At 56.2% G+C, this 24,032-nt stretch carries 36 protein-coding genes; 35 read left to right on the top strand and 1 reads right to left on the bottom strand.

All coding sequences use genetic code 11. The annotated features are described in order from the left end of the window. The first annotated feature begins 96 nt into the window (after positions 1–96). The 4 genes from fusA (at position 97) to ACQ4WY_RS14510 (ending at position 5,023) form a co-directional block, all read left to right on the top strand. Positions 97–2,202: an elongation factor G gene (fusA, locus tag ACQ4WY_RS14525; RefSeq protein WP_101483577.1), complete on the top strand. Its 2,106-nt coding sequence runs from the start codon at positions 97–99 to the stop codon at positions 2,200–2,202. Between the two features lie 72 nt (positions 2,203–2,274). Further along, positions 2,275–3,465, top strand: coding sequence for an elongation factor Tu (tuf, locus tag ACQ4WY_RS14520; RefSeq protein ID WP_034753125.1), 1,191 nt, complete (start codon positions 2,275–2,277; stop codon positions 3,463–3,465). Between the two features lie 179 nt (positions 3,466–3,644). Further along, a complete protein-coding gene (gene rpsJ, locus ACQ4WY_RS14515; RefSeq protein WP_010394389.1) occupies positions 3,645–3,962 on the top strand; it encodes a 30S ribosomal protein S10 in 318 nt (105 codons plus the stop codon). A gap of 215 nt (positions 3,963–4,177) precedes the next feature. Next, the gene (locus ACQ4WY_RS14510; protein WP_436504691.1) at positions 4,178–5,023 is read left to right on the top strand and encodes a DUF817 domain-containing protein; all 846 of its coding nucleotides are present in this window, start codon (positions 4,178–4,180) and stop codon (positions 5,021–5,023) included. Between the two features lie 22 nt (positions 5,024–5,045). On the opposite strand, the gene ACQ4WY_RS14505 is transcribed toward ACQ4WY_RS14510, so the two are convergent. Continuing rightward, positions 5,046–5,591, bottom strand: a complete 546-nt coding sequence (locus ACQ4WY_RS14505) for a tetratricopeptide repeat protein (RefSeq protein ID WP_436504690.1) — start codon at positions 5,589–5,591, stop codon at positions 5,046–5,048. A gap of 175 nt (positions 5,592–5,766) precedes the next feature. Here ACQ4WY_RS14505 and creB point away from each other — a divergent pair, with 175 nt between their 5' ends. The 31 genes from creB to rplQ all read left to right on the top strand — a co-directional run bounded on the left by creB (position 5,767) and on the right by rplQ (position 23,884). Further along, positions 5,767–6,498, top strand: a complete 732-nt coding sequence (gene creB, locus ACQ4WY_RS14500; RefSeq protein WP_353659155.1) for a two-component system response regulator CreB — start codon at positions 5,767–5,769, stop codon at positions 6,496–6,498. Then, positions 6,495–7,916 (top strand): two-component system sensor histidine kinase CreC, encoded by a 1,422-nt coding sequence (gene creC / locus ACQ4WY_RS14495; protein WP_436504689.1) that lies wholly within the window; start codon positions 6,495–6,497, stop codon positions 7,914–7,916. Before creB ends, creC begins: the two co-directional genes overlap by 4 nt. Positions 7,917–8,002: 86 nt before the next feature. Beyond that, on the top strand, positions 8,003–9,394 hold the full coding sequence (gene creD, locus ACQ4WY_RS14490) for a cell envelope integrity protein CreD (protein WP_436504688.1): 1,392 nt from the start codon (positions 8,003–8,005) through the stop codon (positions 9,392–9,394). A gap of 364 nt (positions 9,395–9,758) precedes the next feature. Beyond that, a complete protein-coding gene (rplC, locus tag ACQ4WY_RS14485; protein WP_010394393.1) occupies positions 9,759–10,415 on the top strand; it encodes a 50S ribosomal protein L3 in 657 nt (218 codons plus the stop codon). 3 nt (positions 10,416–10,418) lie between these two features. Then, complete coding sequence (rplD, locus tag ACQ4WY_RS14480) at positions 10,419–11,039, top strand: 50S ribosomal protein L4 (RefSeq protein ID WP_034753197.1); 621 nt, start codon at positions 10,419–10,421, stop codon at positions 11,037–11,039. After that, positions 11,036–11,353 carry a 50S ribosomal protein L23 gene (gene rplW, locus ACQ4WY_RS14475; RefSeq protein WP_010394398.1) on the top strand — a complete coding sequence of 106 codons (318 nt, stop codon included), beginning with the start codon at positions 11,036–11,038 and terminating at the stop codon, positions 11,351–11,353. Before rplD ends, rplW begins: the two co-directional genes overlap by 4 nt. Continuing rightward, positions 11,353–12,180, top strand: a complete 828-nt coding sequence (gene rplB / locus ACQ4WY_RS14470; protein WP_034753198.1) for a 50S ribosomal protein L2 — start codon at positions 11,353–11,355, stop codon at positions 12,178–12,180. Before rplW ends, rplB begins: the two co-directional genes overlap by 1 nt. Before the next feature lie 10 nt (positions 12,181–12,190). Continuing rightward, positions 12,191–12,466, top strand: a complete 276-nt coding sequence (gene rpsS / locus ACQ4WY_RS14465; RefSeq protein ID WP_008444295.1) for a 30S ribosomal protein S19 — start codon at positions 12,191–12,193, stop codon at positions 12,464–12,466. Next, positions 12,463–12,795 (top strand): 50S ribosomal protein L22, encoded by a 333-nt coding sequence (gene rplV, locus ACQ4WY_RS14460; RefSeq protein WP_170840583.1) that lies wholly within the window; start codon positions 12,463–12,465, stop codon positions 12,793–12,795. Before rpsS ends, rplV begins: the two co-directional genes overlap by 4 nt. Before the next feature lie 9 nt (positions 12,796–12,804). Beyond that, positions 12,805–13,629 (top strand): 30S ribosomal protein S3, encoded by an 825-nt coding sequence (gene rpsC / locus ACQ4WY_RS14455; RefSeq protein ID WP_034753199.1) that lies wholly within the window; start codon positions 12,805–12,807, stop codon positions 13,627–13,629. A gap of 2 nt (positions 13,630–13,631) precedes the next feature. Next, positions 13,632–14,051, top strand: coding sequence for a 50S ribosomal protein L16 (gene rplP / locus ACQ4WY_RS14450; RefSeq protein WP_034753201.1), 420 nt, complete (start codon positions 13,632–13,634; stop codon positions 14,049–14,051). Between the two features lie 12 nt (positions 14,052–14,063). Further along, positions 14,064–14,255: a 50S ribosomal protein L29 gene (gene rpmC, locus ACQ4WY_RS14445; protein WP_010394412.1), complete on the top strand. Its 192-nt coding sequence runs from the start codon at positions 14,064–14,066 to the stop codon at positions 14,253–14,255. After that, the gene (rpsQ, locus tag ACQ4WY_RS14440; protein WP_010394415.1) at positions 14,252–14,524 is read left to right on the top strand and encodes a 30S ribosomal protein S17; all 273 of its coding nucleotides are present in this window, start codon (positions 14,252–14,254) and stop codon (positions 14,522–14,524) included. Before rpmC ends, rpsQ begins: the two co-directional genes overlap by 4 nt. Positions 14,525–14,777: 253 nt before the next feature. Beyond that, the gene (gene rplN, locus ACQ4WY_RS14435) at positions 14,778–15,146 is read left to right on the top strand and encodes a 50S ribosomal protein L14 (protein ID WP_008444317.1); all 369 of its coding nucleotides are present in this window, start codon (positions 14,778–14,780) and stop codon (positions 15,144–15,146) included. A 9-nt stretch (positions 15,147–15,155) separates the two neighbouring features. Continuing rightward, the gene (gene rplX, locus ACQ4WY_RS14430) at positions 15,156–15,470 is read left to right on the top strand and encodes a 50S ribosomal protein L24 (RefSeq protein ID WP_010394419.1); all 315 of its coding nucleotides are present in this window, start codon (positions 15,156–15,158) and stop codon (positions 15,468–15,470) included. Positions 15,471–15,476: 6 nt separating this feature from the next. Next, positions 15,477–16,016 (top strand): 50S ribosomal protein L5, encoded by a 540-nt coding sequence (rplE, locus tag ACQ4WY_RS14425; protein WP_010394421.1) that lies wholly within the window; start codon positions 15,477–15,479, stop codon positions 16,014–16,016. A gap of 2 nt (positions 16,017–16,018) precedes the next feature. Further along, positions 16,019–16,324 carry a 30S ribosomal protein S14 gene (gene rpsN, locus ACQ4WY_RS14420; RefSeq protein ID WP_010394423.1) on the top strand — a complete coding sequence of 102 codons (306 nt, stop codon included), beginning with the start codon at positions 16,019–16,021 and terminating at the stop codon, positions 16,322–16,324. A 14-nt stretch (positions 16,325–16,338) separates the two neighbouring features. Next, entirely contained in the window at positions 16,339–16,734 is a 396-nt protein-coding gene (gene rpsH, locus ACQ4WY_RS14415; protein WP_034753208.1) for a 30S ribosomal protein S8, read from the top strand. A 10-nt stretch (positions 16,735–16,744) separates the two neighbouring features. Then, positions 16,745–17,278: a 50S ribosomal protein L6 gene (gene rplF, locus ACQ4WY_RS14410; protein WP_034778281.1), complete on the top strand. Its 534-nt coding sequence runs from the start codon at positions 16,745–16,747 to the stop codon at positions 17,276–17,278. Positions 17,279–17,291: 13 nt separating this feature from the next. Further along, positions 17,292–17,654 carry a 50S ribosomal protein L18 gene (gene rplR, locus ACQ4WY_RS14405; protein WP_010394431.1) on the top strand — a complete coding sequence of 121 codons (363 nt, stop codon included), beginning with the start codon at positions 17,292–17,294 and terminating at the stop codon, positions 17,652–17,654. A 9-nt stretch (positions 17,655–17,663) separates the two neighbouring features. Then, on the top strand, positions 17,664–18,182 hold the full coding sequence (gene rpsE / locus ACQ4WY_RS14400; protein WP_010394433.1) for a 30S ribosomal protein S5: 519 nt from the start codon (positions 17,664–17,666) through the stop codon (positions 18,180–18,182). 10 nt (positions 18,183–18,192) lie between these two features. Then, positions 18,193–18,372 (top strand): 50S ribosomal protein L30, encoded by a 180-nt coding sequence (gene rpmD / locus ACQ4WY_RS14395; RefSeq protein WP_010394435.1) that lies wholly within the window; start codon positions 18,193–18,195, stop codon positions 18,370–18,372. Between the two features lie 30 nt (positions 18,373–18,402). After that, positions 18,403–18,834, top strand: coding sequence for a 50S ribosomal protein L15 (rplO, locus tag ACQ4WY_RS14390; protein ID WP_034753211.1), 432 nt, complete (start codon positions 18,403–18,405; stop codon positions 18,832–18,834). Positions 18,835–18,866: 32 nt separating this feature from the next. Beyond that, positions 18,867–20,201: a preprotein translocase subunit SecY gene (gene secY / locus ACQ4WY_RS14385; RefSeq protein WP_010394438.1), complete on the top strand. Its 1,335-nt coding sequence runs from the start codon at positions 18,867–18,869 to the stop codon at positions 20,199–20,201. Positions 20,202–20,219: 18 nt separating this feature from the next. Then, the gene (gene infA / locus ACQ4WY_RS14380; RefSeq protein ID WP_005663428.1) at positions 20,220–20,438 is read left to right on the top strand and encodes a translation initiation factor IF-1; all 219 of its coding nucleotides are present in this window, start codon (positions 20,220–20,222) and stop codon (positions 20,436–20,438) included. Positions 20,439–20,480: 42 nt separating this feature from the next. Then, on the top strand, positions 20,481–20,594 hold the full coding sequence (gene rpmJ, locus ACQ4WY_RS14375; protein ID WP_010394471.1) for a 50S ribosomal protein L36: 114 nt from the start codon (positions 20,481–20,483) through the stop codon (positions 20,592–20,594). Between the two features lie 14 nt (positions 20,595–20,608). Further along, entirely contained in the window at positions 20,609–20,974 is a 366-nt protein-coding gene (gene rpsM / locus ACQ4WY_RS14370; protein ID WP_046681666.1) for a 30S ribosomal protein S13, read from the top strand. A gap of 17 nt (positions 20,975–20,991) precedes the next feature. After that, the gene (gene rpsK, locus ACQ4WY_RS14365) at positions 20,992–21,396 is read left to right on the top strand and encodes a 30S ribosomal protein S11 (RefSeq protein WP_010394475.1); all 405 of its coding nucleotides are present in this window, start codon (positions 20,992–20,994) and stop codon (positions 21,394–21,396) included. A 257-nt stretch (positions 21,397–21,653) separates the two neighbouring features. Beyond that, the gene (rpsD, locus tag ACQ4WY_RS14360; RefSeq protein ID WP_010394478.1) at positions 21,654–22,277 is read left to right on the top strand and encodes a 30S ribosomal protein S4; all 624 of its coding nucleotides are present in this window, start codon (positions 21,654–21,656) and stop codon (positions 22,275–22,277) included. Positions 22,278–22,379: 102 nt separating this feature from the next. Continuing rightward, on the top strand, positions 22,380–23,357 hold the full coding sequence (locus tag ACQ4WY_RS14355) for a DNA-directed RNA polymerase subunit alpha (protein WP_008444343.1): 978 nt from the start codon (positions 22,380–22,382) through the stop codon (positions 23,355–23,357). A 134-nt stretch (positions 23,358–23,491) separates the two neighbouring features. Continuing rightward, the gene (gene rplQ, locus ACQ4WY_RS14350) at positions 23,492–23,884 is read left to right on the top strand and encodes a 50S ribosomal protein L17 (protein ID WP_131688284.1); all 393 of its coding nucleotides are present in this window, start codon (positions 23,492–23,494) and stop codon (positions 23,882–23,884) included. The last annotated feature ends 148 nt before the right edge of the window (positions 23,885–24,032 follow it).

The raw sequence follows: 24,032 nt of genomic DNA, 5'->3' as shown, positions 1-24,032 counted from the left end.
TACCGCAAGGCGGCTGTCAAGCATCTGTTGTTCGAGGCCGGGCTCATTTTTGCAAAAAAATGCTGCTCGGTTTTGTCCATTCATTTAGGATTAATTATGGCCCGCAAGACCCCCATTGAGCGCTATCGTAATATCGGTATCTCCGCTCACATCGATGCAGGTAAGACGACCACGACCGAGCGCGTCCTGTTCTACACCGGCGTGAACCACAAGCTGGGCGAAGTCCATGATGGCGCTGCCACCACCGACTGGATGGCACAGGAGCAAGAGCGCGGCATCACGATTACCTCGGCTGCTGTTACGTGCTTCTGGAAAGGCATGGCAAACAACTTCCCAGCGCACCACATCAACATCATCGACACCCCAGGCCACGTTGACTTCACCATTGAAGTTGAACGTTCGATGCGCGTGTTGGATGGCGCCTGCATGGTTTACTGTGCAGTCGGCGGCGTGCAGCCACAATCGGAAACGGTATGGCGTCAGGCTAACAAGTACAAAGTGCCACGTCTGGCCTTCGTGAACAAGATGGACCGTACCGGCGCCAACTTCTTCAAGGTTTACGATCAGATGCGTTCGCGTCTGAAAGCCAACCCAGTACCTATTCAGATGCCTATCGGCGCTGAAGACGTCTTCACCGGTGTTATCGATCTGGTCAAGATGAAAGCGGTTATCTGGGACGACGCTTCGCAAGGCATGAAGTTCGAATACGGCGAAATTCCAGCGAACCTGGCGGCTGAAGCTGCCAAGTGGCGCGAAAACATGGTTGAGGCCGCTGCTGAAGCGTCCGAAGAACTGATGAACAAGTACCTGGAAGAAGGCGACCTGTCGGAAGCCGAGATCAAGGCTGCTCTGCGTCAGCGTACCATCGCCAGCGAAATCGTTCCAATGTTGTGCGGTACCGCCTTTAAAAACAAGGGCGTACAAGCAATGCTGGACGCGGTCATCGAGTACCTGCCATCGCCAATCGACATTCCACCTGTCCCAGGTCTGGACGAGGACGAGCAGCCAGTCGAACGCGCCGCTGACGACAATGAGAAATTCTCGGCATTGGCGTTCAAGATCGCAACCGATCCGTTCGTGGGTCAGCTGTGCTTCATCCGTTGCTACTCGGGTACCCTGAATTCGGGCGACTCGGTGTTGAACTCCGTGAAGCAGAAGAAAGAGCGTATCGGCCGTATCGTGCAGATGCAAGCGAACGAACGCGAAGAAATCAAGGAAATGCGCGCTGGCGACATCGCCGCTGTCGTGGGTCTGAAAGACACCACCACTGGCGATACGCTTTGCGACGAAAAAGCCAGCGTAGTTCTGGAGCGCATGGTCTTCCCTGAGCCGGTGATTTCGCAGGCAGTCGAGCCAAAAACCAAGGCCGACCAGGAAAAAATGGGCCTGGCGCTGAACCGTCTGGCAGCAGAAGATCCATCGTTCCGCGTGCGTACCGATGAAGAATCGGGCCAGACCATCATCGCCGGTATGGGCGAGTTGCATCTGGACATCATCGTCGATCGTATGAAGCGTGAATTCAACGTTGAAGCGACCGTCGGCAAGCCACAAGTGGCTTACCGCGAAACGATCCGTAAAGTGTGCGAAGAGTCGGAAGGCAAATTCGTCAAGCAATCGGGTGGTCGTGGTCAATACGGTCACGTGGTTCTGAAGATCGAACCGCAAGAACCGGGCAAGGGCTTCGAATTCGTTGACGCGATCAAGGGCGGTACCGTTCCTCGCGAATACATCCCTGCAGTTGAAAAAGGTGTGCGCGACACGCTGACTTCGGGCGTGATGGCTGGTTACCCAGTCGTTGACGTAAAAGTCACGCTGTTCTTCGGTTCGTACCATGATGTTGACTCGAACGAAAATGCATTCCGCATGGCCGCTTCGATGGCATTCAAAGATGGCTGCCGCAAAGCATCGCCAGTCATCCTGGAGCCGATGATGGCCGTGGAAGTGGAAACGCCGGAAGATTACGCCGGTACCGTGATGGGCGATCTGTCGTCGCGTCGCGGCATGGTGCAAGGTATGGATGAAATTGCTGGCGGTGGCGGCAAGATCATCAAGGCCGAAGTGCCTCTGTCGGAAATGTTCGGTTACGCCACATCGTTGCGTTCGTCGACCCAAGGTCGTGCGACTTACACGATGGAATTCAAGCACTATGCTGAAGCACCTAAGCATGTGACTGAAGCAATCGTAAGCTCGAAAGCTAAGTAATAGAAGTTCCGGGCCGGCTTTCACGAGAATGCCGGTCCCTACATTTAAATCATTGTTCTAAGGAAGAATAAAATGGCAAAAGGTAAATTCGAACGGACCAAGCCGCACGTCAACGTCGGCACCATCGGCCACGTCGACCACGGTAAAACCACGCTGACCGCTGCAATCGCAACGGTTCTGTCGAAGAAATTCGGCGGCGAAGCTAAAGCATACGACCAGATCGATGCAGCGCCAGAAGAAAAAGCGCGCGGTATTACGATTAACACCGCCCACGTCGAGTACGAAACGGAAACGCGTCACTACGCGCACGTTGACTGCCCAGGCCACGCCGATTACATCAAAAACATGATTACCGGTGCTGCCCAGATGGACGGCGCAATCCTGGTGTGCTCCGCAGCTGACGGCCCAATGCCACAGACCCGCGAACACATCCTGCTGGCCCGCCAAGTTGGCGTTCCATACATCATCGTGTTCCTGAACAAGTGCGACCTGGTCGACGACGCAGAGCTGCTGGAACTGGTTGAAATGGAAGTGCGCGAGCTGTTGTCGAAGTACGAATTCCCAGGCGACGACCTGCCAATCATCAAAGGTTCGGCACGTATGGCGCTGGAAGGCAAAGAAGGCGAAATGGGCGTTGACGCAGTGCTGCGTCTGGCCGATGCGCTGGATGCTTACATCCCAACGCCAGAGCGCGCTGTTGATGGTGCATTCCTGATGCCAGTAGAAGACGTGTTCTCGATCTCGGGTCGCGGTACCGTTGTGACCGGTCGTATCGAGCGCGGCATTGTTAAAGTCGGCGAAGAGATTGAAATCGTCGGCATCACCGATACCGTCAAAACGACTTGCACCGGCGTGGAAATGTTCCGCAAACTGCTGGACCAAGGTCAAGCAGGCGACAACGTTGGTCTGCTGCTGCGCGGCACCAAGCGTGAAGACGTGCAACGTGGTCAAGTTCTGGCGAAGCCAGGCTCGATCAAGCCGCATGCTCACTTCACCGGCGAGATCTATGTTCTGTCGAAAGATGAAGGCGGCCGTCATACGCCATTCTTCAACAACTATCGTCCACAGTTCTACTTCCGTACGACGGACGTAACCGGTTCGATCGAGTTGCCAGCAGACAAAGAAATGGTCATGCCAGGCGATAACGTGTCGATCACCGTCAAGCTGATCAACCCGATCGCGATGGAAGAAGGTCTGCGCTTCGCTATCCGCGAAGGCGGCCGTACCGTCGGCGCTGGTGTTGTTGCAAAAATCCTGGCTTAATTCTTAAGCCTGCATAAAAGAAGACGCGTCGTCGCCCGGCGCCCTTCTTTTTATTCAACTGCCGGGGTTGGCAAGCATTTTGGTGCTATCATGTCGACCCTGACGGTTGTTGCGTCAGAAATTCCCGTATGACCTCATTGCCGTGCAGACCGCGCGGTTCGTTCTTTTAAGGAAATATCATGTCGGCACCAAACCAAAAAATCCGTATCCGCCTGAAGGCTTTCGATTACAAACTGATCGACCAGTCCGCTCTGGAAATCGTTGAAACCGCGAAGCGCACCGGCGCTGTCGTCAAAGGCCCAGTACCACTGCCTACCCGTATTCAACGTTTCGATGTGCTGCGTTCCCCGCACGTCAACAAAACTTCGCGCGATCAGTTCGAGATCCGTACGCACCAACGCCTGATGGACATCGTTGACCCAACGGACAAAACCGTTGACGCGCTGATGAAGCTGGACCTGCCAGCTGGTGTTGATGTTGAAATCAAACTGCAATAAGAGTTTCAAGGGCAGCTGACAACACCGTAGCATCAGGTGTTGACAGCTGTTCCAGGCCGGCGGGGTGTCCCGCTGCCTGATGATGGGGCCGGGCCTGCTCACGATCGTGAGTGCGCCCGGCCCCATTGCCATTGGCGCATGCCCAACACTGGCGACAACTGCGTGCACGTGCAAAATCGCTTTACAGTGCCGCGGGCGGCCGATAAAGTTGCTGCATGCTCAATACCCTCGATACCCACCTGTTAAATGCGACTCCCCGTCAGCGCTTGCGCGGCTGGCCGCGCTTCCTGACCGAATTCCTGTATTTCGGCATCAAGGAGGCGAGGTCCTGCCTGTTCGTGGGGTTGTTTTTTGCTACCGTGTTCCTGGTGCCGCGCGTCGGCCTGTTCGGCCTGCCGCGCTATGACGTGCTGCTGCTGGCGGCGCTGGCGATCCAGGGCGCGATGCTGTGGAGCGGACTGGAAACGTGGGATGAGTTGAAAGCCATTTGCCTGTTTCATGCGGTCGGCTTCGCGCTGGAGGTGTTCAAGGTATCGGGGACGATCCAGTCGTGGAGCTATCCCGATTTCGCCTACAGCAAGGTGTTCGGCGTTCCCCTGTTTTCCGGCTTCATGTACGCGGCCGTCGGCAGCTACATCATCCAGACCTGGCGCCTGCTCGACATGCGGATTCGCCACCATCCGCCGTACTGGATGGCGGTGCTGATCGCGCTGCTGATCTACGCCAACTTCTTCACCCATCACTACATCGGCGACTATCGCTGGTATCTGGCCGCCTGCGCGCTGGGTTTGTACGCGCGCACCACCGTGGTGTTCCGTCCGCTCGACCGCGACCGCAGCATGCCCTTGCTGCTCGGTTTCGTGCTGGTCGGCTTCTTTATCTGGCTGGCTGAAAACATCAGCACCTTCTGGGGCGTGTGGCGCTATCCGAACCAGCTTGGCGCCTGGTCGGTCGTGCATGTCAGCAAATGGAGTTCATGGTCGCTGCTGGTGGTGATGACGTTCACCATCGTGGCCCACCTCAAGCACATCAAGGCCAGCATCCACGTCGCCCAGCCGTAGGCCGGGCCACGGGAGTCTCTTGTTACAAGCTGGCCGCCACCGCGTCGAAGCGATTGCCGATTGCCGCCTGCGGACCGCCTTGCAGCTGCCTGGCGTACTGGCGCAGCACTTCCGCCGAAAACGTGCGCGAGGCGGGCGACAGCTTCGGCAGCAGCGGCAGCACTTTCTCCAGGTATCCCGTGCCTTCCTGCCACTTGCCTTGCGCCGCCAGCGCCGACGCCAGCTCCACCATGCGGCGGCCGATGCGCGCATCGCTGCGTGGCTGCGCCGCTTCTTCCGTGGTCAGGGCTTGCCGGTACAACTGCTCCGCTTCGGCATTCTTGCCCTGCAAGCGCTTGATGCGGCCCAGGTTGTACTGGCGCTGCGAGAGGATATCCGCGCTGGCCCCGGCCTGCTCGGCGCTGCGCAGCGCCTGTACGCAAGCCAGTTCCGCTTCGCCAAACTGGCCTTTGAGCTCGGCCGCGTTGCAGGCGTCGTGTTGTGCGTTGGAAGTGGTGAGCGTCGCTGGCGCCGCGCAGGCGGCCAGCAGGCTGACAGCGCATAGCAGGCTGATGGTATGGTTCTTCATAGTCTCCTCGGACGGGTGTAGGACACGGTGTATCAGTGGAGTCATGCTGCGATAAATATACTATAAGTTTTTTGGGGTGGGTGGCTTTTTGCCCGCGCACCGCAAGGCGCGCGATTGACGCCGCTTGCGTGCTTCAGGGATACTCCGGGTCTGTTCACTAATGCCTGCCGCCGCCATGTCCAAGACTGTCCTGATCGTGGAAGATGAACAGGCGATTGCCGACAGCATCGCCTATGCTTTGCGCACGGACGGCTTTACGCCGCGCCATGTGATGTTGGGCGAGCAAGCCCTGGCCGCGCTACGTCCAGCGCCCGGCGAAGCCGCGCAGATGCCCGTTTTGGTGGTGCTCGACGTGGGCTTGCCCGACATGAGCGGGCTGGAAGTGTGCCGCCGGCTGCGCCAGTTTTCCGAGGTGCCGGTGATCTTCCTGACGGCCCGCAGCGATGAGATAGACCGTATCGTCGGCCTGGAAATCGGCGCCGATGATTACGTCACCAAACCGTTTTCGCCGCGCGAACTGGTGGCGCGCATCCGCGTCATCCTGCGCCGCGCAGGTGCCGTTCAGGTGCCGCGCGAGACTGGCATGACGATAGCCGCGCCTGTCGCTGCAACCGCGCCGGCGCGCTTCGAATTGCGCGCGCTGGAGGCGAAAGTGCTGTTTCACGGCCAGCCGCTGGACCTGACCCGCTATGAATATCTGTTGCTGAAAAACCTGCTCGAGCATCCCGGTCATGTGCTGTCGCGCGCGCAGCTGATGGAGCGCGTGTGGAGCGGGGCGCCCGACACGCTCGAGCGTACCGTCGACGCGCACGTCAAATCGCTGCGCGCCAAGCTGCGTGCCATCGATGCGCAAGTCGACCCCATCCATACCCACCGTGGCCTCGGCTACAGCCTGGCCGGCGCATGAAGATCGGCCTGCGTATCCTGCTGGGCTACTTCCTGATCGTGGGCCTGGCCGCGTGGTTCTTGCTGAATGTCTTCATGGAGCAGGTCAAGCCCGGTGTGCGCTCGACCCTGGAAGACACGCTGGTCGATACCTCGCAACTGCTGGCCAGCCTGGTGGCGCCCGACGTGAAGGCGGGCACGCTGGCACAGTCGCCCGTGGTCGAGCGCATGCAGGATTACGCGCGCCATGGCGTGGACATCAATATCAATGGCGTGCGCAAGCGCACGCTCGATTACCGCATCACCATCACGGACCGGCACGGCATCGTGCTGTTCGATTCCAGCGGGCGCGACGTGGGGCGCGACTATTCGCGCTGGAATGACGTGTATCTCACCTTGCAGGGCAAGTATGGCGCGCGCAGCACGCGCAGCCGGCCAGACGACGAGATGTCGACGGTGATGTATGTGGCCGCGCCGATTCGTGACGGCAATGAGGTGATCGGCGTGCTGACGGTGGCCAAGCCGAACGCCAGCGTGCAAGCCTTTGTCGAGCGCAGCCAGCGCAAGATATTGCAGCGTGGCGCCATCCTGTTACTGCTGTCGTTGCTGATCGGCCTGGCATTTGCCTGGTGGTTGCACCATGCGTTGGGCAAGCTGATGCATTATATCGGCGACGTGGAAGCAGGGCGCAAGGTGGCGCTGCCGGCGCTGGGCAGGAACGAGATCGGGACCCTGGGGCGGGCCTTGGAGGCGATGCGCACGCGCCTGGAGGGCAAGGAATATGTGGAGCAACTGATGCACACCCTGGCGCATGAATTGAAAAGCCCGATCGCCGCCATCCAGGCCTCGGCCGAACTGCTGCAGGAAGACATGGCGCCGGCCGAGCGCCGCCAGTTCCTCGCCAGTATCCTGGAACAGAATGCGCGTCAGCGGCAACTGATCGACAAGCTGCTGGCCCTGGTGCGCGTGGAAAAGCAGCAGCGCCTGGACAATCCCGAGCGCATCGCGCTGGGCCCGCTGCTGGCGCAAGTGGCGCAGGACGCGGCCGCCACCCTGGCGGCGCGCGGCGTGCGCCTGCAAGTGCAGGCCGGCGAGGCGAACGTGGCGGGCGACGCCCTGCTGCTGCGTCAGGCGCTGGGCAATCTGCTCGATAATGCGGCCGGCTTTGCGCCGCCCGGCAGCTGCATCGACCTGACGGCGGATCGCCAGGGCGCGCACGTGGAAATTGCCGTGCGCGACCGGGGTGCAGGCATCCCCGCGTATGCGCTGGAACGCGTATTCGAGCGCTTTTATTCCTTGCCGCGCCCGACCGCCGGCAAGAGCACGGGCCTGGGCCTGCCCTTTGTGCGCGAGGTCGCTTCCCTGCATGGCGGCACGGTCGAGGTGCTCAATCATCCGCAGGGCGGCGCCTGCGCGCGCCTGTGCCTGCCGCTGGCGTAGCACACTTTATTTGCCGGCTTCACACAGACTGCATCGTCAGCGCATACAGCTTTTTTACACTGGCATCCTTACTTCAAGGATGCGCCATGCAAAAAACTCTGTTAGTCAAAGCGTTGATCGTGTTCGGCCTGATGCTGCTGATCGGCCTGCCTTTACTGATGATTCAGGAAACGATCAAGGAGCGGATGGAGTTCCGCCAGGAAGCCGTCAACAGCATCGCCGCCGATTCGGTGCGCGAACAAACCATCATCGGCCCCATCCTGGTGATTCCCTACACGGAGCAGTACGAAGAGCGCGTGGAAGTGGCCAAGGGCGATGACAAGGAAGTGAAAGGGCCCGTACGCACGGAGTTGCTGCACCGCATGGTGCAGCGCCGCCTGCTCGTGTATCCGAATGACCTGCAGATCAATGGCAACATCGAAACGGACCGCCGCTACCGCGGCATTCACCAGGTGCTGGTCTACAGCGGCCAGCATGCCTTCAAGGGCGACTTCACGGTGCCGGCCAGCAGCCAGCTGCCGCGCAAGTCGCCGGACTCGCGCGTGACCCCGGGCACGCCTTTCGTCGCCCTGTCCATCGAGGACGTGCGCGGCATCCGCAATATCCCGAAAATCGACTGGGGCGGCCAGAAGATCGAGTTCGAACAGGGCACCGATCTGTTTGCCTTCCGCAGCGGCCTGCATGCGCCGCTGGGCGCCATGCCTCTGGCGGCGCCGCAGCAGGTGCGCTTCAGCTTTGACCTGGGCCTCGATGGCATCGAACGCCAGCATTTCGTGCCGGTGGCCAAGAACAGCCAGATCCAGATCAAGTCGAACTGGCCCCATCCGCAGTTTGGCGGGCGCTTCCTGCCGTCGCCGAAGAATCGCCAGATTGATGCCCAGGGTTTCAATGTGGCCTGGAATATCTCGTCGCTGGCCACCAATGCGCAAACGCAGCTGAGCACCATCGAGGGGGAATTCAAGGTGCCAGACAGTGCGCCGCTGGGCCAGGTGGACCGCTTCAGCGTGGGCTTCATCGAGCCGGTGAATGTGTATTCGCAATCGGACCGGGCCACCAAATATGGCTTGCTGTTCGTGGCGCTGACCTTTGCCGCCTTCTTCATCTTTGAAATCCTGAAAAGCCTGCCGATCCACCCGGTGCAGTATTTGCTGGTGGGCCTGTCGCTGGTGATCTTCTTCCTGCTGCTGGTGGGCCTGGCCGAGCATATCGCCTTCCTGGCCGCCTACCTGATCGCCAGCGCCGCCTGTATCGCGCTGACCAGTTTTTATCTGGTGCACGTGCTGCACAACGCCTGGCGCGGCATCGGCTTCGGCGTGGCGCTGACCTTGCTGTATGGCGCCCTGTATGGCTTGCTGAGCTCGGAAAACAATGCGCTGGTGATGGGCAGCATCCTGTTGTTCGCCGTGCTTGCCGCCATCATGGTGGCGACGCGCAAGGTGGACTGGTATCAGATTGGCAAAGGACCAGTGCAAGAGTAGGGCAGCGATACGTCCCCAGTTGCGACAAGCATGATTGACGAGCTGAAGAGGGCGCGTACGCGGTGTACGCGCCCTTGTTGTTTCTGCGGCTGCCAGTGCCTGCCGCTGATGGTGCCCGGTGCCAGGCCGCATGCCGCCGTGCTTTGCGCTCGTTAAGTTGCCTTGCGGCAGCGTTTTTTCGGCGCGCCGACAACTCCCGCAGGGGCGTCGCGCAACACTTTGACATACCCCGTGTTAACTTGTTGCGTCAAGGGTTTTTGTGCTATATACTAGCCGGCTTCGGTATGGATTCGTCTTTTTTGAGTCCTACGTTACTTTGTAGTTAAACAAGCCCCGCCCAATCGCAGGTGGGAATGGAGAAAAAATGAGCCTAGGCCTTCTCGGTCGCAAGGTTGGTATGATGCGCATTTTCACGGATGAAGGGGATTCGATCCCGGTCACCGTGTTGGACGTATCGAACAACCGTGTTGCGCAAATCAAAACCCCTGAAACAGATGGTTACTCCGCTGTTCAGGTCGCATTCGGTCAACGTCGCGCTTCCCGCGTGACCAAAGCTGTTGCTGGTCATCACGCTAAAGCTGGTGTTGAAGCCGGTACTCTGTTGAAAGAGTTCCGTGTCGACGCTGCTAAAGCCGCTGAACTGAAAGCTGGCGATGTTGTCGCTGCTTCCCTGTTCGAAGTCGGTCAAAAGATCGACGTGCAAGGCGTTACCATCGGTAAAGGCTATGCAGGCGTTATCAAACGTTACCACTTCGCTTCTGGCCGTGCAACGCACGGTAACTCGCGTTCGCATAACGTTCCAGGTTCCATCGGTATGGCACAAGATCCAGGTCGCGTTTTCCCTGGTAAGCGCATGACCGGTCATCTGGGTGACGTTAACCGTACGATCCAGAACCTCGTGATCGCCCGTATCGATGCCGACCGTCAGCTGCTGCTGGTCAAAGGCGCGATTCCAGGTGCGAAAAATGGCCAGGTAGTTGTCTCGCCAGCCATCAAAACCAAAGCCAAGAAGGGAGCTTAAACGATGGAACTCAAGCTTCTGAATGCGCAAGGTCAAGCCGCCTCGAACGTTGCTGCAGCCGATACGATTTTCGGCCGTGACTACAATGAAGCGCTGATCCACCAAGTCGTCATCGCTTATCAAGCGAATGCACGTAGTGGTAACCGCAAGCAAAAAGACCGTGAAGAAGTTCACCACACGACGAAAAAGCCATGGCGCCAAAAAGGTACCGGCCGCGCTCGTGCTGGTATGTCGTCGTCGCCACTGTGGCGCGGCGGTGGTCGGATTTTCCCGAACTCGCCTGACGAAAACTTCACCCACAAAGTGAACAAAAAAATGTATCGCGCAGGTATCTGCTCGATCCTGTCGCAGCTGGCTCGCGAAGAGCGCCTGATCGTCATCGACGATCTGACGATCGACGCGCCAAAAACCAAGCTGCTGTCGCAAAAATTGAACGGCCTGGGCTTTGATTCGGTTCTGATCATCACCGACGTTCTGAACGAAAACCTGGAACTGGCATCGCGCAACCTGCCTAACGTACTCGTCGTTGAGCCACGTCACGCAGACCCGATGTCCCTGGTGTTCTACAAGAAGATCCTGGTCACCAAAGCTGCATTGGCCAAGATTGAGGAGATGCTGGCATGAGCGCGATTTTGAAACATAGCGAAGAACGCTTGATGAAGGTGCTGTTGGCGCCCGTGATTTCCGAAAAGGCCACCATGGTCGCGGAAAAGAACGAGCAAATTGTATTCCGCGTACTGCCGGATGCAACCAAGCCTGAAATCAAGGCAGCGGTCGAACTGCTGTTCAAGGTTGAAGTTCTGTCCGTGCAAACTGCAAACCGCGAAGGTAAGCAAAAGCGCACCGGCAAGTTCAACGGTCGTCGTAACCATACCAAGCGTGCTTTCGTGTGCCTGAAGCCTGGCCAGGAAATCAACTTCTCCGAGGAGGCTGCATAATGGCACTCGTTAAGATGAAACCAACCTCGCCAGGCCGTCGCGGCATGGTGAAGGTGGTGAATGCCGACCTGTACAAAGGTCGTCCGTTCGCTGCCCTGGTTGAAAAGAAATCCAAGACCGCTGGTCGTAACAACAACGGTCACATCACCACCCGTCATATCGGTGGTGGTCACAAGCAACACTATCGCTTGATCGACTTCAAGCGCACCAAAGATGGTATTCCAGCGAAAGTGGAACGTATCGAATACGATCCAAACCGCACCGCGAATATCGCTCTGTTGTGCTACGCCGACGGCGAGCGTCACTACATCATCGCAACCAAAGGCATGGCCGTTGGCGACAGCGTGATGAACGGTTCGGAAGCACCGATCAAATCGGGTAACTGCTTGCCAATCCGTAACATCCCAGTCGGTACCGTGATGCATTGCGTCGAAATGCTGCCAGGTAAAGGTGCCCAAATGGCACGTACCGCTGGCGCTGGCGTTGTGCTGATGGCACGTGAAGGTACCTACGCTCAAGTGCGTCTGCGCTCGGGTGAAGTACGTCGCGTGCACATCGAGTGCCGTGCAACGGTTGGTGAAGTCGGCAATGCCGAGCACAGCCTGCGTAAAATCGGTAAAGCTGGTGCGATGCGCTGGCGCGGTGTTCGTCCTACCGTTCGCGGTGTGGTCATGAACCCGGTCGATCACCCGCACGGTGGTGGTGAAGGTAAAACAGCAGCTGGTCGTCATCCAGTTTCGCCTTGGGGCCAACAGACTAAAGGTAAGAAAACACGCAGCAACAAGCGTACTACTTCCATGATCGTCTCGCGCCGCGGCAAGAAATAAGGGGTAGCACATGACACGTTCATTGAAAAAAGGGCCGTTCTGTGACGCCCACCTGGTGAAAAAAGTTGAAGCCGCGCAAGCAGCCAAAGACAAAAAGCCAATCAAAACCTGGTCGCGTCGTTCGACAATCATGCCTGACTTCATCGGCCTGACGATCGCGGTTCATAACGGCAAGCTGCACGTGCCGGTTTATGTTTCCGAAAACATGGTTGGTCACAAGCTCGGCGAATTCGCACTGACCCGTACGTTCAAGGGTCATGCAGCTGACAAAAAGGCTAAGAAATAATGGAAACTAAAGCTATCCTCAAAGGTGTGCGCCTGTCGGACCAAAAGGGCCGCCTGGTTGCTGACCTGATCCGTGGCAAGAAAGTTGACGCTGCACTCAACATCTTGCAATTCAGCCCGAAAAAAGGTGCTGCGATCATCAAACGTGTTCTGGAATCCGCTATTGCGAATGCCGAGCACAATGATGGTGCGGACATCGACGAATTGTTCGTGAAAACGATCTACGTCGAAAAGGGCCCCGTCCTGAAGCGCTTCACCGCGCGTGCAAAAGGCCGTGGCGACCGTATTTCGAAACAATCCTGTCACGTTTACGTGACTGTCGGTAACTAAGGAGCCACGATGGGTCAGAAAATTCATCCAACCGGTTTCCGTCTGGCGGTCACCCGTAACTGGGCTTCGCGCTGGTATGCAGGCAACGGTAATTTCGCTGCCATGCTGAACGAAGACTTGAAAGCACGTGCTTACCTGAAAAAGAAACTGAAGAACGCTTCCGTTGGCCGCATCGTTATCGAGCGCCCAGCCAAGAACGCGCGCTTCACGATCTACAGCTCGCGTCCAGGCGTGGTCATTGGTAAAAAAGGCGAAGACATCGAAGTACTGAAGTCCGCGCTGACCAAGATCATGGGCGTACCTGTTCACGTGAACATCGAAGAAATTCGCAAGCCAGAAATCGACTCGCAACTGATCGCCGATTCGATCGCTCAGCAGCTGGAAAAACGGATCATGTTCCGCCGCGCCATGAAGCGTGCAATGCAAAATGCAATGCGCCTGGGTGCTCTCGGTATCAAGATCATGTCGTCCGGCCGTCTGAACGGTATCGAAATCGCGCGTAAAGAGTGGTACCGCGAAGGCCGCGTGCCTCTGCATACCCTGCGCGCCGATATCGACTACGGTACCAGCGAAGCGTCGACCACCTACGGCATCATCGGTGTCAAGGTGTGGGTATACAAAGGTGACCGCGCGCCTAACGGCGATGCACCAGTCATCGATACCCCAGCTGACGAGAAGAAAAGCCGCGGCCCACGCCGTGACGATGGCAAGCCAGCTGGCCGTCCACGTCCAGCCGGTGCCGGTGCGAAACCATCCACAGCACCAGGTGCACGTGTGCGTACCGCCGCTAAACCGGCCGCCGCAGCAGCACCAGCTGAGAAAGCAGGAGAATAATCATGCTGCAACCAGCACGCAGAAAGTATCGTAAAGAGCAGAAAGGCCGTAATACCGGTATTTCGCACAGCCGCGGCACCGCCGTGTCGTTTGGCGAATTCGGTCTGAAGGCAGTTGCGCGCGGTCGTATCACTGCGCGTCAAATTGAAGCGGCGCGTCGTGCAATGACGCGTCACATCAAGCGCGGTGGCCGTATCTGGATCCGTATTTTCCCGGACAAACCGATTTCGAACAAACCGGCTGAAGTCCGTATGGGTAACGGTAAAGGTAATCCTGAGTACTACGTCGCTGAAATTCAGCCAGGCAAAGTACTGTACGAAATGGATGGCGTTGATGAAGCGCTGGCACGGGAAGCTTTCCGTCTTGCCGCCGCTAAACTGCCACTGGCGACGACGTTTGTCATCCGCCAAGTCGGCCAATAATTGGAGTTGTATATGAAAGCATCTGAACTCCGCGGCAAGGACCAGCCAGCTCTGCAAAAAGAGCTGAATGACCTGTTGAAGGCACAGTTCGGCCTGCGCATGCAAATCGCTACGCAGCAGCTGAGCAACACTTCGCAGCTCAAGAAGGTACGCCGCGATATCGCGCGTGTGAAGACGGTAATGAATCTGAAGGAAGCCAAATGAACGAACCAGTGAAACAGTCGCTCAAGCGCACGCTGATCGGTAAAGTGGTTTCGGACAAGATGGACAAGACCGTTACCGTTCTGATCGAGCGCCACGTAAAACATCCTTTGTATGGCAAGATCATCATGCGCTCGAACAAGTATCACGCGCATGACGAGACCAACCAAGTCAAGGCCGGTGATACGGTCGAGATCCAGGAAGGTCGCCCGATCTCCAAAACGAAGGCATGGACGGTGACACGTGTGGTTCAAGCCGCACCAACCGTTTAAATAAAAACCACCGTTTCGGCGGTGGGTTTTAATTAGTACTTGCAGGCCCGCAAATTGTATGTAATACTTGCGGGCTTCGTTCATGTAACGCCGCAAAGTGTCTGGCCACAGACAGTAGCATTCGCGGTCAGTTGATGTATGAAGGTCATGCACCCAAACAGTGAAGCCCAGCAGGGCGGCTCTGGCGGGACCAAGACTGACCGTGGGTCTACATTGTGTGGATTCTTCGGCTTAAGTTGGGAAAGAGAATACTATGATTCAAACTGAAAGCCGGCTCGAAGTGGCTGACAATACCGGTGCCAAAGAAGTAATGTGCATCAAGGTATTGGGCGGCTCCAAGCGCCGTTATGCTGGCATTGGCGATGTGATCAAGGTAACCGTTAAGGTTGCTGCGCCACGTGGCCGTGTCAAAAAAGGTGAAATTTATAACGCCGTGGTTGTGCGCACCGCTAAAGGTGTTCGCCGCCAAGACGGTTCCCTGGTGAAGTTCGACGGCAATGCCGCCGTTCTGTTGAACGCCAAGCTGGAACCGATCGGTACCCGTATTTTTGGACCTGTCACGCGCGAACTGCGCACTGAGAAGTTCATGAAAATCGTGTCCCTGGCACCGGAAGTCCTGTAAGGAGTCGTAATGGATAAGATTCGTAAAAACGACGAAGTCATCGTTCTGACCGGGAAAGACAAGGGCAAACGTGGTGTGGTACAGCAGCGTATCGATGCTGAACATATCGTGGTTGACGGCATTAACATCGCTAAAAAAGCGACTAAGCCAAACCCGATGACTGGCGTAACTGGTGGTATCGTCGATAAGACCATGCCAATTCACGTGTCCAACGTTGCATTGTTTAATGCAGCGACTGGCAAGGCAGATCGCGTGGGTTTCAAAGAAGTGGATGGCAAAAAAGTCCGCGTCTTTAAATCCTCCGGCGAAGTAGTGAAGGCTTAAGAAATCATGGCACGTCTCCAAGAATTCTATAAAGAAAAAGTCGTTGCCGACCTGACCAGCAAGTTTGGTTACAAGTCGGTAATGGAAGTTCCACGCCTGACCAAAATCACCCTGAACATGGGTGTTGGTGAGGCTATCGCGGATAAAAAAGTTCTCGAGCACGCAGTTGCTGACTTGACCAAGATCGCCGGCCAGAAGCCAGTGACCACCAAGTCCCGCAAAGCGATCGCAGGCTTCAAAATCCGTGAAGGTTACCCGATCGGTACGATGGTCACCCTGCGCGGCGCTCGCATGTACGAGTTCCTGGATCGCTTCATTACCGTGGCTCTGCCGCGCGTACGCGATTTCCGTGGTGTGAACGGCCGTGCATTTGATGGTCGTGGCAACTACAACATCGGTGTCAAGGAACAGATCATTTTCCCTGAAATCGAATACGACAAGATTGACGCGTTGCGCGGTATGAATATCAGCATCACGACAACCGCTAAGACCGATGACGAAGCCAAAGCTTTGCTCGCCGCCTTTAAATTCCCTTTCAGGAACTGATCATGGCCAAACTGTCACTGATTAATCGTGAGATCAAGCGTGCTGACCTGGTGGCGAAATTCGCCCCTAAGCGCGAAGCTCTCAAGGCCATCGTCGATGACCAATCGAAATCGGAAGAAGAGCGCTACGAAGCTCGCCTGAAACTGCAGGCGCTGCCACGTAACTCGAACCCGACGCGTCAACGTAACCGTTGCGCCATCACTGGTCGTCCGCGCGGCACATTCCGTAAATTCGGTCTGGGTCGTATCAAGCTCCGTGAATTCGCCATGCGTGGTGAAATTCCGGGTATGACAAAAGCAAGCTGGTAATAGGAGAATATGCAATGAGTATGAGCGATCCTATCGCCGATATGCTGACCCGCATTCGCAATGCACAAGGCGTGCAAAAGACGACCGTGGCCATGCCATCGTCGAAAGTCAAAATTGCGATTGCCAGCGTCCTGAAGGACGAGGGTTACATTGAAGATTTCGCTGTTGCCGAAGCTGGTGGCAAAGCGGAACTGAAAATCGGTTTGAAGTATTATGTTGGCCGTCCCGTCATTGAGCGCTTGGAGCGCGTGTCCCGTCCGGGTCTGCGCGTCTACAAGGGTAAAGACGAGATCCCTGTTGTGATGAATGGCTTGGGTGTGGCGATCGTGTCGACTCCGCAAGGCGTCATGACTGACCGCAAAGCACGCGCTACCGGTGTCGGCGGCGAAGTTATTTGCTACGTGGCTTAAGGAGTTACACATGTCTCGAGTAGCTAAAATGCCTATCGTAGTGCCAGCTGGCGCCGAAGTCGCCATCTCCGCACAAGCGATCACCGTAAAAGGCCCGCTGGGCGTACTTTCCCAGGCCCTCACCGGCCAGGTCAAAGTGGAAAACAATGCAGGAACCCTGAGTTTCGACGTGGCGAACGACAGCCGCGAAGCCAATGCCATGTCCGGCACGCTGCGCGCACTGGTCAACAACATGGTTGTTGGCGTCACCAAGGGTTTCGAGAAAAAGCTGAACCTGGTAGGCGTGGGTTACAAGGCGCAAGCTCAAGGCGACAAGCTGAATCTGTCCCTGGGTTTCTCGCACCCTGTAGTGCATGACATGCCAGCTGGCGTTACCTGCGCAACACCAACCCCGACCGAGATCCTGATTAAAGGTATCGACCGTCAACAGGTTGGCCAGGTAGCCGCTGAAGTTCGTGCTTACCGCGCTCCTGAGCCTTATAAAGGCAAGGGCGTTCGCTATGCGGACGAAGTGGTTAAGCTTAAAGAAACCAAGAAGAAGTAATTAGGGGCTGACGATGGATAAGAAAGAATCACGGCTTCGCCGCGGACGCCAAACCCGCATCAAGATTGCGGAATTGAAAGTAAATCGCTTGTCGGTGCATCGCACCAACCTGCACATTTACGCCAACCTGATCAGCCCGGACGCTAAAGTCCTGGTTTCGGCCTCGACGGCTGAAGCGGAAGTTCGCGCTGAACTGGCAGGCCAATCCGGCAAAGGCGGCAATGCCGCTGCTGCAGCCTTGATCGGCAAGCGCGTCGCTGAAAAAGCGTTGAAAGCAGGAATTACCGAAGTTGCGTTCGACCGCTCCGGTTTCCGTTACCACGGCCGTGTGAAAGCGTTGGCAGAAGCCGCACGCGAAGCCGGTCTGAAGTTCTAAGGATCAATCATGGCAAAAATGCAAGCAAAAATGCAAAGCGACAAGCCGGATGATGGCATGCGCGAAAAAATGATCGCGATCAACCGCGTGACCAAAGTGGTCAAGGGTGGTCGTATCATGGGTTTCGCCGCGCTGACCGTAGTTGGTGATGGCGATGGCCGCGTCGGCATGGGCAAGGGCAAATCGAAAGAAGTGCCAGTTGGCGTGCAGAAGGCAATGGAAGAAGCCCGTCGCAACCTGATCAAAGTACCGCTCAAAAACGGTACCTTGCATCACACGGTTGTTGGTCGTCACGGCGCCTCCAAGGTCCTGATGAACCCAGCTAAGCCTGGTACTGGCGTTATCGCTGGTGGCGCAATGCGCGCTATCTTCGAAGTGATGGGCGTGACGGACGTGGTGGCGAAATCCACCGGTTCGAACAACCCATACAACCTGGTACGCGCTACGCTGGACGGCCTGTCGAAAATGAGCACTGCTTCCGATATCGCTGCCAAACGCGGCAAGTCGGTCGAAGACATTCTGGCTTAAGGTGGACAAAATGACAAACACAGTCAAAGTGCAATTGGTCAAGGGCTTGATCGGTACGCGCGAATCGCATCGCGCTACCGTGCGCGGTCTGGGTCTGCGTCGTGTAAATTCGGTTTCCGAATTGCAAGACACCCCATCCGTACGCGGCATGATCAATAAAGTATCGTATCTCGTTAAAGTTGTCGGGTAAGCCTTCGGGCTTACACGAACGGAGCAAATCATGGAATTGAATACTATTGCACCAGCCGAAGGCGCTAAGCACTACAAGCGTCGCGTCGGTCGCGGTATCGGCTCCGGCCTGGGTAAAACCTCGGGTCGTGGTCACAAAGGTCAGAAATCGCGTTCGGGCGGCTTTCATAAAGTCGGTTTCGAAGGCGGTCAGATGCCTCTGCAACGCCGTCTGCCTAAGCGCGGTTTCAAATCGATGCACGCAACCTTCAAAGCTGAAGTGCGCCTGTCCGATCTGAACAACCTGGCTGTTGGCGATGTCGACATTCTGGTCTTGAAGCAAGCTGGCGTTTTGGGCGTGTTGGCCCGTGACGTGCGCGTGATCTTGTCCGGCGAAATCACCAAAGCGGTGAATTTGAAGGGCTTGAAAGTGTCCGCTGGCGCGAAAGCAGCCATCGAAGCAGCCGGCGGCTCGGTAGCCTGAGTTGACCGCTAACAGCTTGATCGGAGCGAAAATTGGCGACTAATCCACAACTTGCTAAAAGTGCAGCGGCCGGTTTCCCTTGGGGACGGCTCTGGTTTTTGCTTGGCGCATTGGTGGTTTATCGTATCGGTGCTCACGTCCCGGTTCCCGGGATTGACCCGACACAATTAGCCTCGCTGTTCAAGGAGCACGAAGGCGGCGTCCTGGGCATGTTCAACATGTTCTCGGGCGGTGCCTTGTCTCGTTTTACAGTGTTTGCGCTGGGTATCATGCCTTATATCTCGGCCTCGATCATCATGCAATTGCTGTCGATCGTGTCACCGCAGATGGAAGCGTTGAAAAAAGAAGGCGAAGCAGGTCGTCGCAAGATCACCCAGTACACCCGGTATTTCACGGTTGCCCTGGCACTGTTCCAAGCGTTAGGCATTGCAGTCGCACTGGAGTCGCAAGCTGGTCTGGTGTTGGAACCTGGTCTTGCATTCCGCTTCGTGACGGTCGTCACTTTGTTGACCGGAACAATGTTTTTGATGTGGTTGGGTGAGCAAATTACCGAGCGTGGTTTGGGTAATGGCATCTCGATCATCATTTTTGCCGGGATTGCAGCAGGTCTGCCGTCGGCGTTGGGTGGCTTGTTCACTCAGGTGTCGAATGGTTCGATCGGCAGCTTCAGCGCGATTTTCATCGTGATTCTGGTAGCACTGGTAACGTACTTCGTTGTATTCGTCGAACGTGGTCAGCGCAAAATATTGGTCAATTACGCGAAGCGCCAGGTAGGCAACAAGATTTATGGCGGTCAAACCAGCCATTTGCCGTTGAAGCTGAACATGGCCGGCGTGATCCCGCCGATCTTTGCTTCTTCGATCATCTTGTTCCCGGCCACTATCGTGGACTGGTTTTCAAAGGGCGCCGACAACGCTAACCCTGCGGTGCGGTTCTTGAAAGATTTGGCAGCATCGATGGGGCCTGGTGAGCCTATCCATGCGCTGTTGTACGCAGTGGCGATCGTGTTTTTCTGTTTCTTCTATACAGCGCTGGTCTTTAACAGCAAGGAAACAGCGGATAACTTGAAGAAAAGCGGTGCGTTCATTCCCGGGATTCGTCCAGGCGAGCAGACAGCCCGTTACATCGACAAGATCCTGACACGCTTGACACTTGCCGGCGCAGTCTACATCACCCTGGTGTGTTTATTGCCGGAATTTATGCAAGCCCAGTGGAAAGTACCATTCTATTTCGGCGGTACTTCTTTATTGATTATTGTAGTTGTCACCATGGATTTCATGGCGCAAGTACAGAACTACGTGATGTCGCAGCAATATGATTCGCTGCTGCGCAAAGCAAATTTCAAGGGCGGAATTCCGACGCGTTAAGCGCGGTAAACATACCGAATGGCAAAAGACGACGTCATACAGATGCAGGGCGAGATTCTTGAGAATCTCCCAAATGCAACATTTCGAGTGAAGCTGGAGAACGGACACGTGGTGCTCGGGCATATTTCAGGTAAAATGCGGATGAATTATATTCGCATTCTCCCTGGAGACAAGGTGACGGTGGAGTTAACGCCGTACGACCTGAGCCGAGCCCGCATTGTGTTCCGTACCAAGTAACACACTGAATCAAACCAAAGAAGCGAAAGAAAGAGCCCAAAAATGAAAGTTCTCGCATCAGTCAAGCGGATCTGCCGCAACTGCAAGATCATCAAGCGCAAAGGCGTAGTCCGCGTTATCTGCGTGGAACCACGTCACAAGCAGCGTCAAGGTTAATCGAGGAATAACAAATGGCACGTATTGCAGGGGTTAATATCCCAAATCATCAGCATACCGTTATCGGCCTGACGGCCATCTACGGTGTGGGCCGTCCACGCGCAGAGAAAATCTGTGCATCGACCGGTGTAGCAACCAACAAAAAGATCAAAGATCTGGATGACAGCGAACTGGAAAAGCTGCGCGATGAAGTAGGTAAATTCATCGTCGAAGGCGATCTGCGTCGTGAACTGTCCATGAACATCAAGCGTTTGATGGATCTGGGTTGCTACCGCGGCATGCGTCATCGCAAGGGTCTGCCTTGCCGTGGCCAGCGTACGCGTACGAACGCACGTACCCGCAAGGGACCGCGTAAAGCCGCTCAATCGCTGAAAAAATAATCCGCTAGGGAATAATTATGGCTAAGTCGCAAAATAACGCCGCATCAGCACGCGTGCGTAAAAAAGTTAAAAAGAACGTCGCTGAAGGCATCGCACATGTCCACGCTTCGTTCAATAACACCATCATTACCATCACCGATCGTCAAGGCAATGCCCTGTCGTGGGCTACCTCCGGCGGTGCAGGCTTCAAGGGTTCGCGTAAATCGACCCCGTTCGCAGCGCAGGTCGCCGCGGAAGCCGCTGGTAAAGTGGCTGTTGAGTGTGGCGTCAAGAACCTGGAAGTACGTATCAAGGGCCCAGGTCCTGGTCGTGAATCCGCCGTTCGCGCGCTGAACAACCTGGGCATCAAGATCACCGAGATCCAGGACGTGACGCCGGTACCGCACAACGGTTGCCGTCCACCGAAACGTCGTCGTATCTAAGATAGTGTTGCAGAGGGCGCTTCGGCGCCAGCTGCTTTGCTGTCTGTTGTAACTCAGTATAGTTGTGTGAAATCGCTGGAGCAGGGAGCCGGAAACGGTTATACTGCCCGGCTGTTCTTGCCTGTCAAATTCAATTTGGCGGGTTTTTCGTTTTCAGCCACCGTCTGATTGAAGCTGAGTCAGACTAGCGCCTAACCGCAGCAGCGTGTTTGATCATGCATGTGGCTGGGGCGTTATCATTAAAAAAAGGAAGTATCGTGGCACGTTATATCGGACCTAAAGCAAAACTCTCCCGCCGTGAAGGTACTGACCTGTTCCTGAAGAGCGCACGTCGCTCGCTGGACAGCAAGTGCAAACTGGACGTCAAACCAGGCCAGCACGGTGTTAAATCCGGCGCCCGCACCTCGGACTACGGTAACCAACTGCGCGAAAAGCAAAAAGTAAAACGCATGTACGGCGTGCTGGAACGTCAATTCCGCCGCTACTTCGCTGAAGCAGACCGTCGTAAAGGCAACACCGGCGAAACGCTGTTGAAGTTGCTGGAAACGCGTCTGGACAACGTTTGCTACCGCATGGGCTTTGGCTCGACCCGCGCTGAAGCGCGTCAATTGGTCAGCCACAAAGCGTTCACCGTGAACGGTATCGTTGTGAACATCGCTTCGTACGCGGTCAAAGTTGGCGACATCGTTGCTGTTCGTGAAAAATCGAAAAAGCAAGTGCGTATCGTTGAAGCACTGTCGCTGGCTGAACAAGTTGGCATGCCTAGCTGGGTTTCGGTTGATGCCAAGAAAATGGAAGGTACCTTCAAGTCCCTGCCAGAGCGTAACGAAATCGCTAACGACGTCAACGAATCGCTGATCGTCGAGCTGTACTCGCGTTAATAGCAGTTAGCACTACCTCCGCCCACTCGATCGAGTGGGCGTTTTACTAATGCCATCAGCCTTATCGGTGTAATGAGCCGAGGGTATTGAAAAGGACATTTCATGCAAAACAGTTTGTTGAAGCCACGTATTATCGATGTTGAAGCTCTCGGTGCAGGTCACGCCAAGGTCGTGATGGAACCGTTCGAGCGCGGCTATGGCCACACATTGGGTAACGCGTTGCGCCGCGTTCTGCTGTCGTCGATGGTAGGCTACGCGCCGACCGAAGTGACGATCGCTGGCGTCGTCCACGAATATTCTTCCCTCGATGGCGTGCAAGAAGACGTCGTCGATCTGTTGCTGAACTTGAAGGGTGTGGTTTTCAAAGTCCACAACCGCGATTCGGTAACTCTGACGCTGAAAAAAGAAGGCGAAGGCGCGATCCTGGCCTCCGACATCGACCTGCCGCATGACGTCGAACTGATCAACCCTGACCACGTGATCGCCCACCTGACCGCTGGTGGCAAGCTGGACATGCAGATCAAGGTTGAAAAAGGCCGCGGCTACGTTCCTGGTAACGTGCGTCGCCTGTCGGAAGATACGAACAAGACCATCGGCCGCATCATCCTGGATGCGTCGTTCTCGCCAGTGCGCCGTGTATCGTACTTCGTTGAATCGGCACGCGTCGAACAGCGTACCGACCTGGACAAGCTGATCATCAACATCGAAACCAACGGCGTGATCTCGCCGGAAGAAGCGATCCGCCAGTCGGCCCGCGTTCTGGTGGACCAGTTGAATGTGTTCGCTGCCCTGGAAGGCACGGAAGCCGCCGCCGAAGCGCCATCGCGCGCTCCGCTGGTCGATCCTATCCTGTTGCGTCCAGTCGACGATCTGGAGTTGACCGTGCGTTCGGCGAACTGCCTGAAAGCGGAAAACATCTACTACATCGGCGACCTGATCCAACGTTCGGAAAACGAACTGCTGAAAACGCCAAACCTGGGCCGCAAGTCCCTGAACGAAATCAAGGAAGTGCTGGCATCGCGCGGCTTGACCTTGGGCATGAAGCTGGAAAACTGGCCGCCTGCAGGCCTGGAAAAGTAATTCGTAGTTGTAGCAAACTGCCTGGGACAGGTGTCCCAGGCTTTTATTTTTGAAGTAACAAACCGGCCCGCGATGTTGCACTAGCTTCATCGATCGAAGAGCTGGAATTTAAACACTCACCGAAAGGATTTATCATGCGTCACGGTCACGGCCTCCGTAAACTGAATCGTACCTCGTCCCACCGTCTGGCAATGCTGCGCAACATGACAGTATCGCTGCTGCGTCACGAAGCGATCAAAACCACCCTGCCAAAAGCAAAAGAACTGCGCCGCGTTGTCGAGCCAATTCTGACCCTGGGCAAAACTGACTGCCTGGCAAACAAACGCCTGGCCTTCAACCGCCTGCGCGATCGTGAAATGGTCTTGAAACTGTTCGCTGAACTGGGCCCACGTTACGCCAACCGTAACGGTGGTTATGTGCGTATCCTGAAAATGGGTTTCCGCGTCGGCGATAACGCTCCTATGGCGTTCGTTGAACTGATGGATCGTCCAGATACGACCGAAGCAGTTGAAGTTGCTGGCGAGTAATCCCAGTAATTGCTTCAAGGAAAGCCAGGCCTAGCCTGGCTTTTTTGTTTTCTGCTGCAGCTATCCTTTCAGCGGTGTACTATTCTTCTTTCGCGCCGGCCCGGCACAAGCGCTGCCTGCTCCGCGCGACTCTTGTCGAATGGCACAG

This window comes from Janthinobacterium salmonicoloratum, assembly GCF_051380845.1.
Taxonomy (GTDB): Bacteria; Pseudomonadota; Gammaproteobacteria; order Burkholderiales; family Burkholderiaceae_D; genus Janthinobacterium; species Janthinobacterium lividum_F.
Note: the sequence above shows the minus strand (reverse complement) of the source record. Positions and strands in the feature narration are given on the sequence as shown.

What these genes read in the sequence shown, in the direction of transcription:
- rpsC (WP_034753199.1), top strand. Translation starts at nt 12,805, where the DNA reads ATGGGTCAGAAAATTCATCCAACCGGTTTCCGTCTGGCGGTCACCCGT.
- rplF (WP_034778281.1), top strand. Translation starts at nt 16,745, where the DNA reads ATGTCTCGAGTAGCTAAAATGCCTATCGTAGTGCCAGCTGGCGCCGAA.
- creC (WP_436504689.1), top strand. Translation starts at nt 6,495, where the DNA reads ATGAAGATCGGCCTGCGTATCCTGCTGGGCTACTTCCTGATCGTGGGC.
- rplX (WP_010394419.1), top strand. Translation starts at nt 15,156, where the DNA reads ATGGATAAGATTCGTAAAAACGACGAAGTCATCGTTCTGACCGGGAAA.
- rplQ (WP_131688284.1), top strand. Translation starts at nt 23,492, where the DNA reads ATGCGTCACGGTCACGGCCTCCGTAAACTGAATCGTACCTCGTCCCAC.
- rpmJ (WP_010394471.1), top strand. Translation starts at nt 20,481, where the DNA reads ATGAAAGTTCTCGCATCAGTCAAGCGGATCTGCCGCAACTGCAAGATC.
- rpsJ (WP_010394389.1), top strand. Translation starts at nt 3,645, where the DNA reads ATGTCGGCACCAAACCAAAAAATCCGTATCCGCCTGAAGGCTTTCGAT.
- rplO (WP_034753211.1), top strand. Translation starts at nt 18,403, where the DNA reads ATGGAATTGAATACTATTGCACCAGCCGAAGGCGCTAAGCACTACAAG.
- rplR (WP_010394431.1), top strand. Translation starts at nt 17,292, where the DNA reads ATGGATAAGAAAGAATCACGGCTTCGCCGCGGACGCCAAACCCGCATC.
- rpsH (WP_034753208.1), top strand. Translation starts at nt 16,339, where the DNA reads ATGAGTATGAGCGATCCTATCGCCGATATGCTGACCCGCATTCGCAAT.
- rplE (WP_010394421.1), top strand. Translation starts at nt 15,477, where the DNA reads ATGGCACGTCTCCAAGAATTCTATAAAGAAAAAGTCGTTGCCGACCTG.
- creB (WP_353659155.1), top strand. Translation starts at nt 5,767, where the DNA reads ATGTCCAAGACTGTCCTGATCGTGGAAGATGAACAGGCGATTGCCGAC.
- infA (WP_005663428.1), top strand. Translation starts at nt 20,220, where the DNA reads ATGGCAAAAGACGACGTCATACAGATGCAGGGCGAGATTCTTGAGAAT.
- ACQ4WY_RS14510 (WP_436504691.1), top strand. Translation starts at nt 4,178, where the DNA reads ATGCTCAATACCCTCGATACCCACCTGTTAAATGCGACTCCCCGTCAG.
- rplN (WP_008444317.1), top strand. Translation starts at nt 14,778, where the DNA reads ATGATTCAAACTGAAAGCCGGCTCGAAGTGGCTGACAATACCGGTGCC.
- rplD (WP_034753197.1), top strand. Translation starts at nt 10,419, where the DNA reads ATGGAACTCAAGCTTCTGAATGCGCAAGGTCAAGCCGCCTCGAACGTT.
- ACQ4WY_RS14505 (WP_436504690.1), bottom strand. Translation starts at nt 5,591, where the DNA reads ATGAAGAACCATACCATCAGCCTGCTATGCGCTGTCAGCCTGCTGGCC.
- rpsM (WP_046681666.1), top strand. Translation starts at nt 20,609, where the DNA reads ATGGCACGTATTGCAGGGGTTAATATCCCAAATCATCAGCATACCGTT.
- creD (WP_436504688.1), top strand. Translation starts at nt 8,003, where the DNA reads ATGCAAAAAACTCTGTTAGTCAAAGCGTTGATCGTGTTCGGCCTGATG.
- ACQ4WY_RS14355 (WP_008444343.1), top strand. Translation starts at nt 22,380, where the DNA reads ATGCAAAACAGTTTGTTGAAGCCACGTATTATCGATGTTGAAGCTCTC.
- rpmD (WP_010394435.1), top strand. Translation starts at nt 18,193, where the DNA reads ATGACAAACACAGTCAAAGTGCAATTGGTCAAGGGCTTGATCGGTACG.
- fusA (WP_101483577.1), top strand. Translation starts at nt 97, where the DNA reads ATGGCCCGCAAGACCCCCATTGAGCGCTATCGTAATATCGGTATCTCC.
- tuf (WP_034753125.1), top strand. Translation starts at nt 2,275, where the DNA reads ATGGCAAAAGGTAAATTCGAACGGACCAAGCCGCACGTCAACGTCGGC.
- rplW (WP_010394398.1), top strand. Translation starts at nt 11,036, where the DNA reads ATGAGCGCGATTTTGAAACATAGCGAAGAACGCTTGATGAAGGTGCTG.
- rpsK (WP_010394475.1), top strand. Translation starts at nt 20,992, where the DNA reads ATGGCTAAGTCGCAAAATAACGCCGCATCAGCACGCGTGCGTAAAAAA.
- rpmC (WP_010394412.1), top strand. Translation starts at nt 14,064, where the DNA reads ATGAAAGCATCTGAACTCCGCGGCAAGGACCAGCCAGCTCTGCAAAAA.
- rplB (WP_034753198.1), top strand. Translation starts at nt 11,353, where the DNA reads ATGGCACTCGTTAAGATGAAACCAACCTCGCCAGGCCGTCGCGGCATG.
- rpsQ (WP_010394415.1), top strand. Translation starts at nt 14,252, where the DNA reads ATGAACGAACCAGTGAAACAGTCGCTCAAGCGCACGCTGATCGGTAAA.
- rpsE (WP_010394433.1), top strand. Translation starts at nt 17,664, where the DNA reads ATGGCAAAAATGCAAGCAAAAATGCAAAGCGACAAGCCGGATGATGGC.
- rplP (WP_034753201.1), top strand. Translation starts at nt 13,632, where the DNA reads ATGCTGCAACCAGCACGCAGAAAGTATCGTAAAGAGCAGAAAGGCCGT.
- rpsN (WP_010394423.1), top strand. Translation starts at nt 16,019, where the DNA reads ATGGCCAAACTGTCACTGATTAATCGTGAGATCAAGCGTGCTGACCTG.
- rpsS (WP_008444295.1), top strand. Translation starts at nt 12,191, where the DNA reads ATGACACGTTCATTGAAAAAAGGGCCGTTCTGTGACGCCCACCTGGTG.
- rplC (WP_010394393.1), top strand. Translation starts at nt 9,759, where the DNA reads ATGAGCCTAGGCCTTCTCGGTCGCAAGGTTGGTATGATGCGCATTTTC.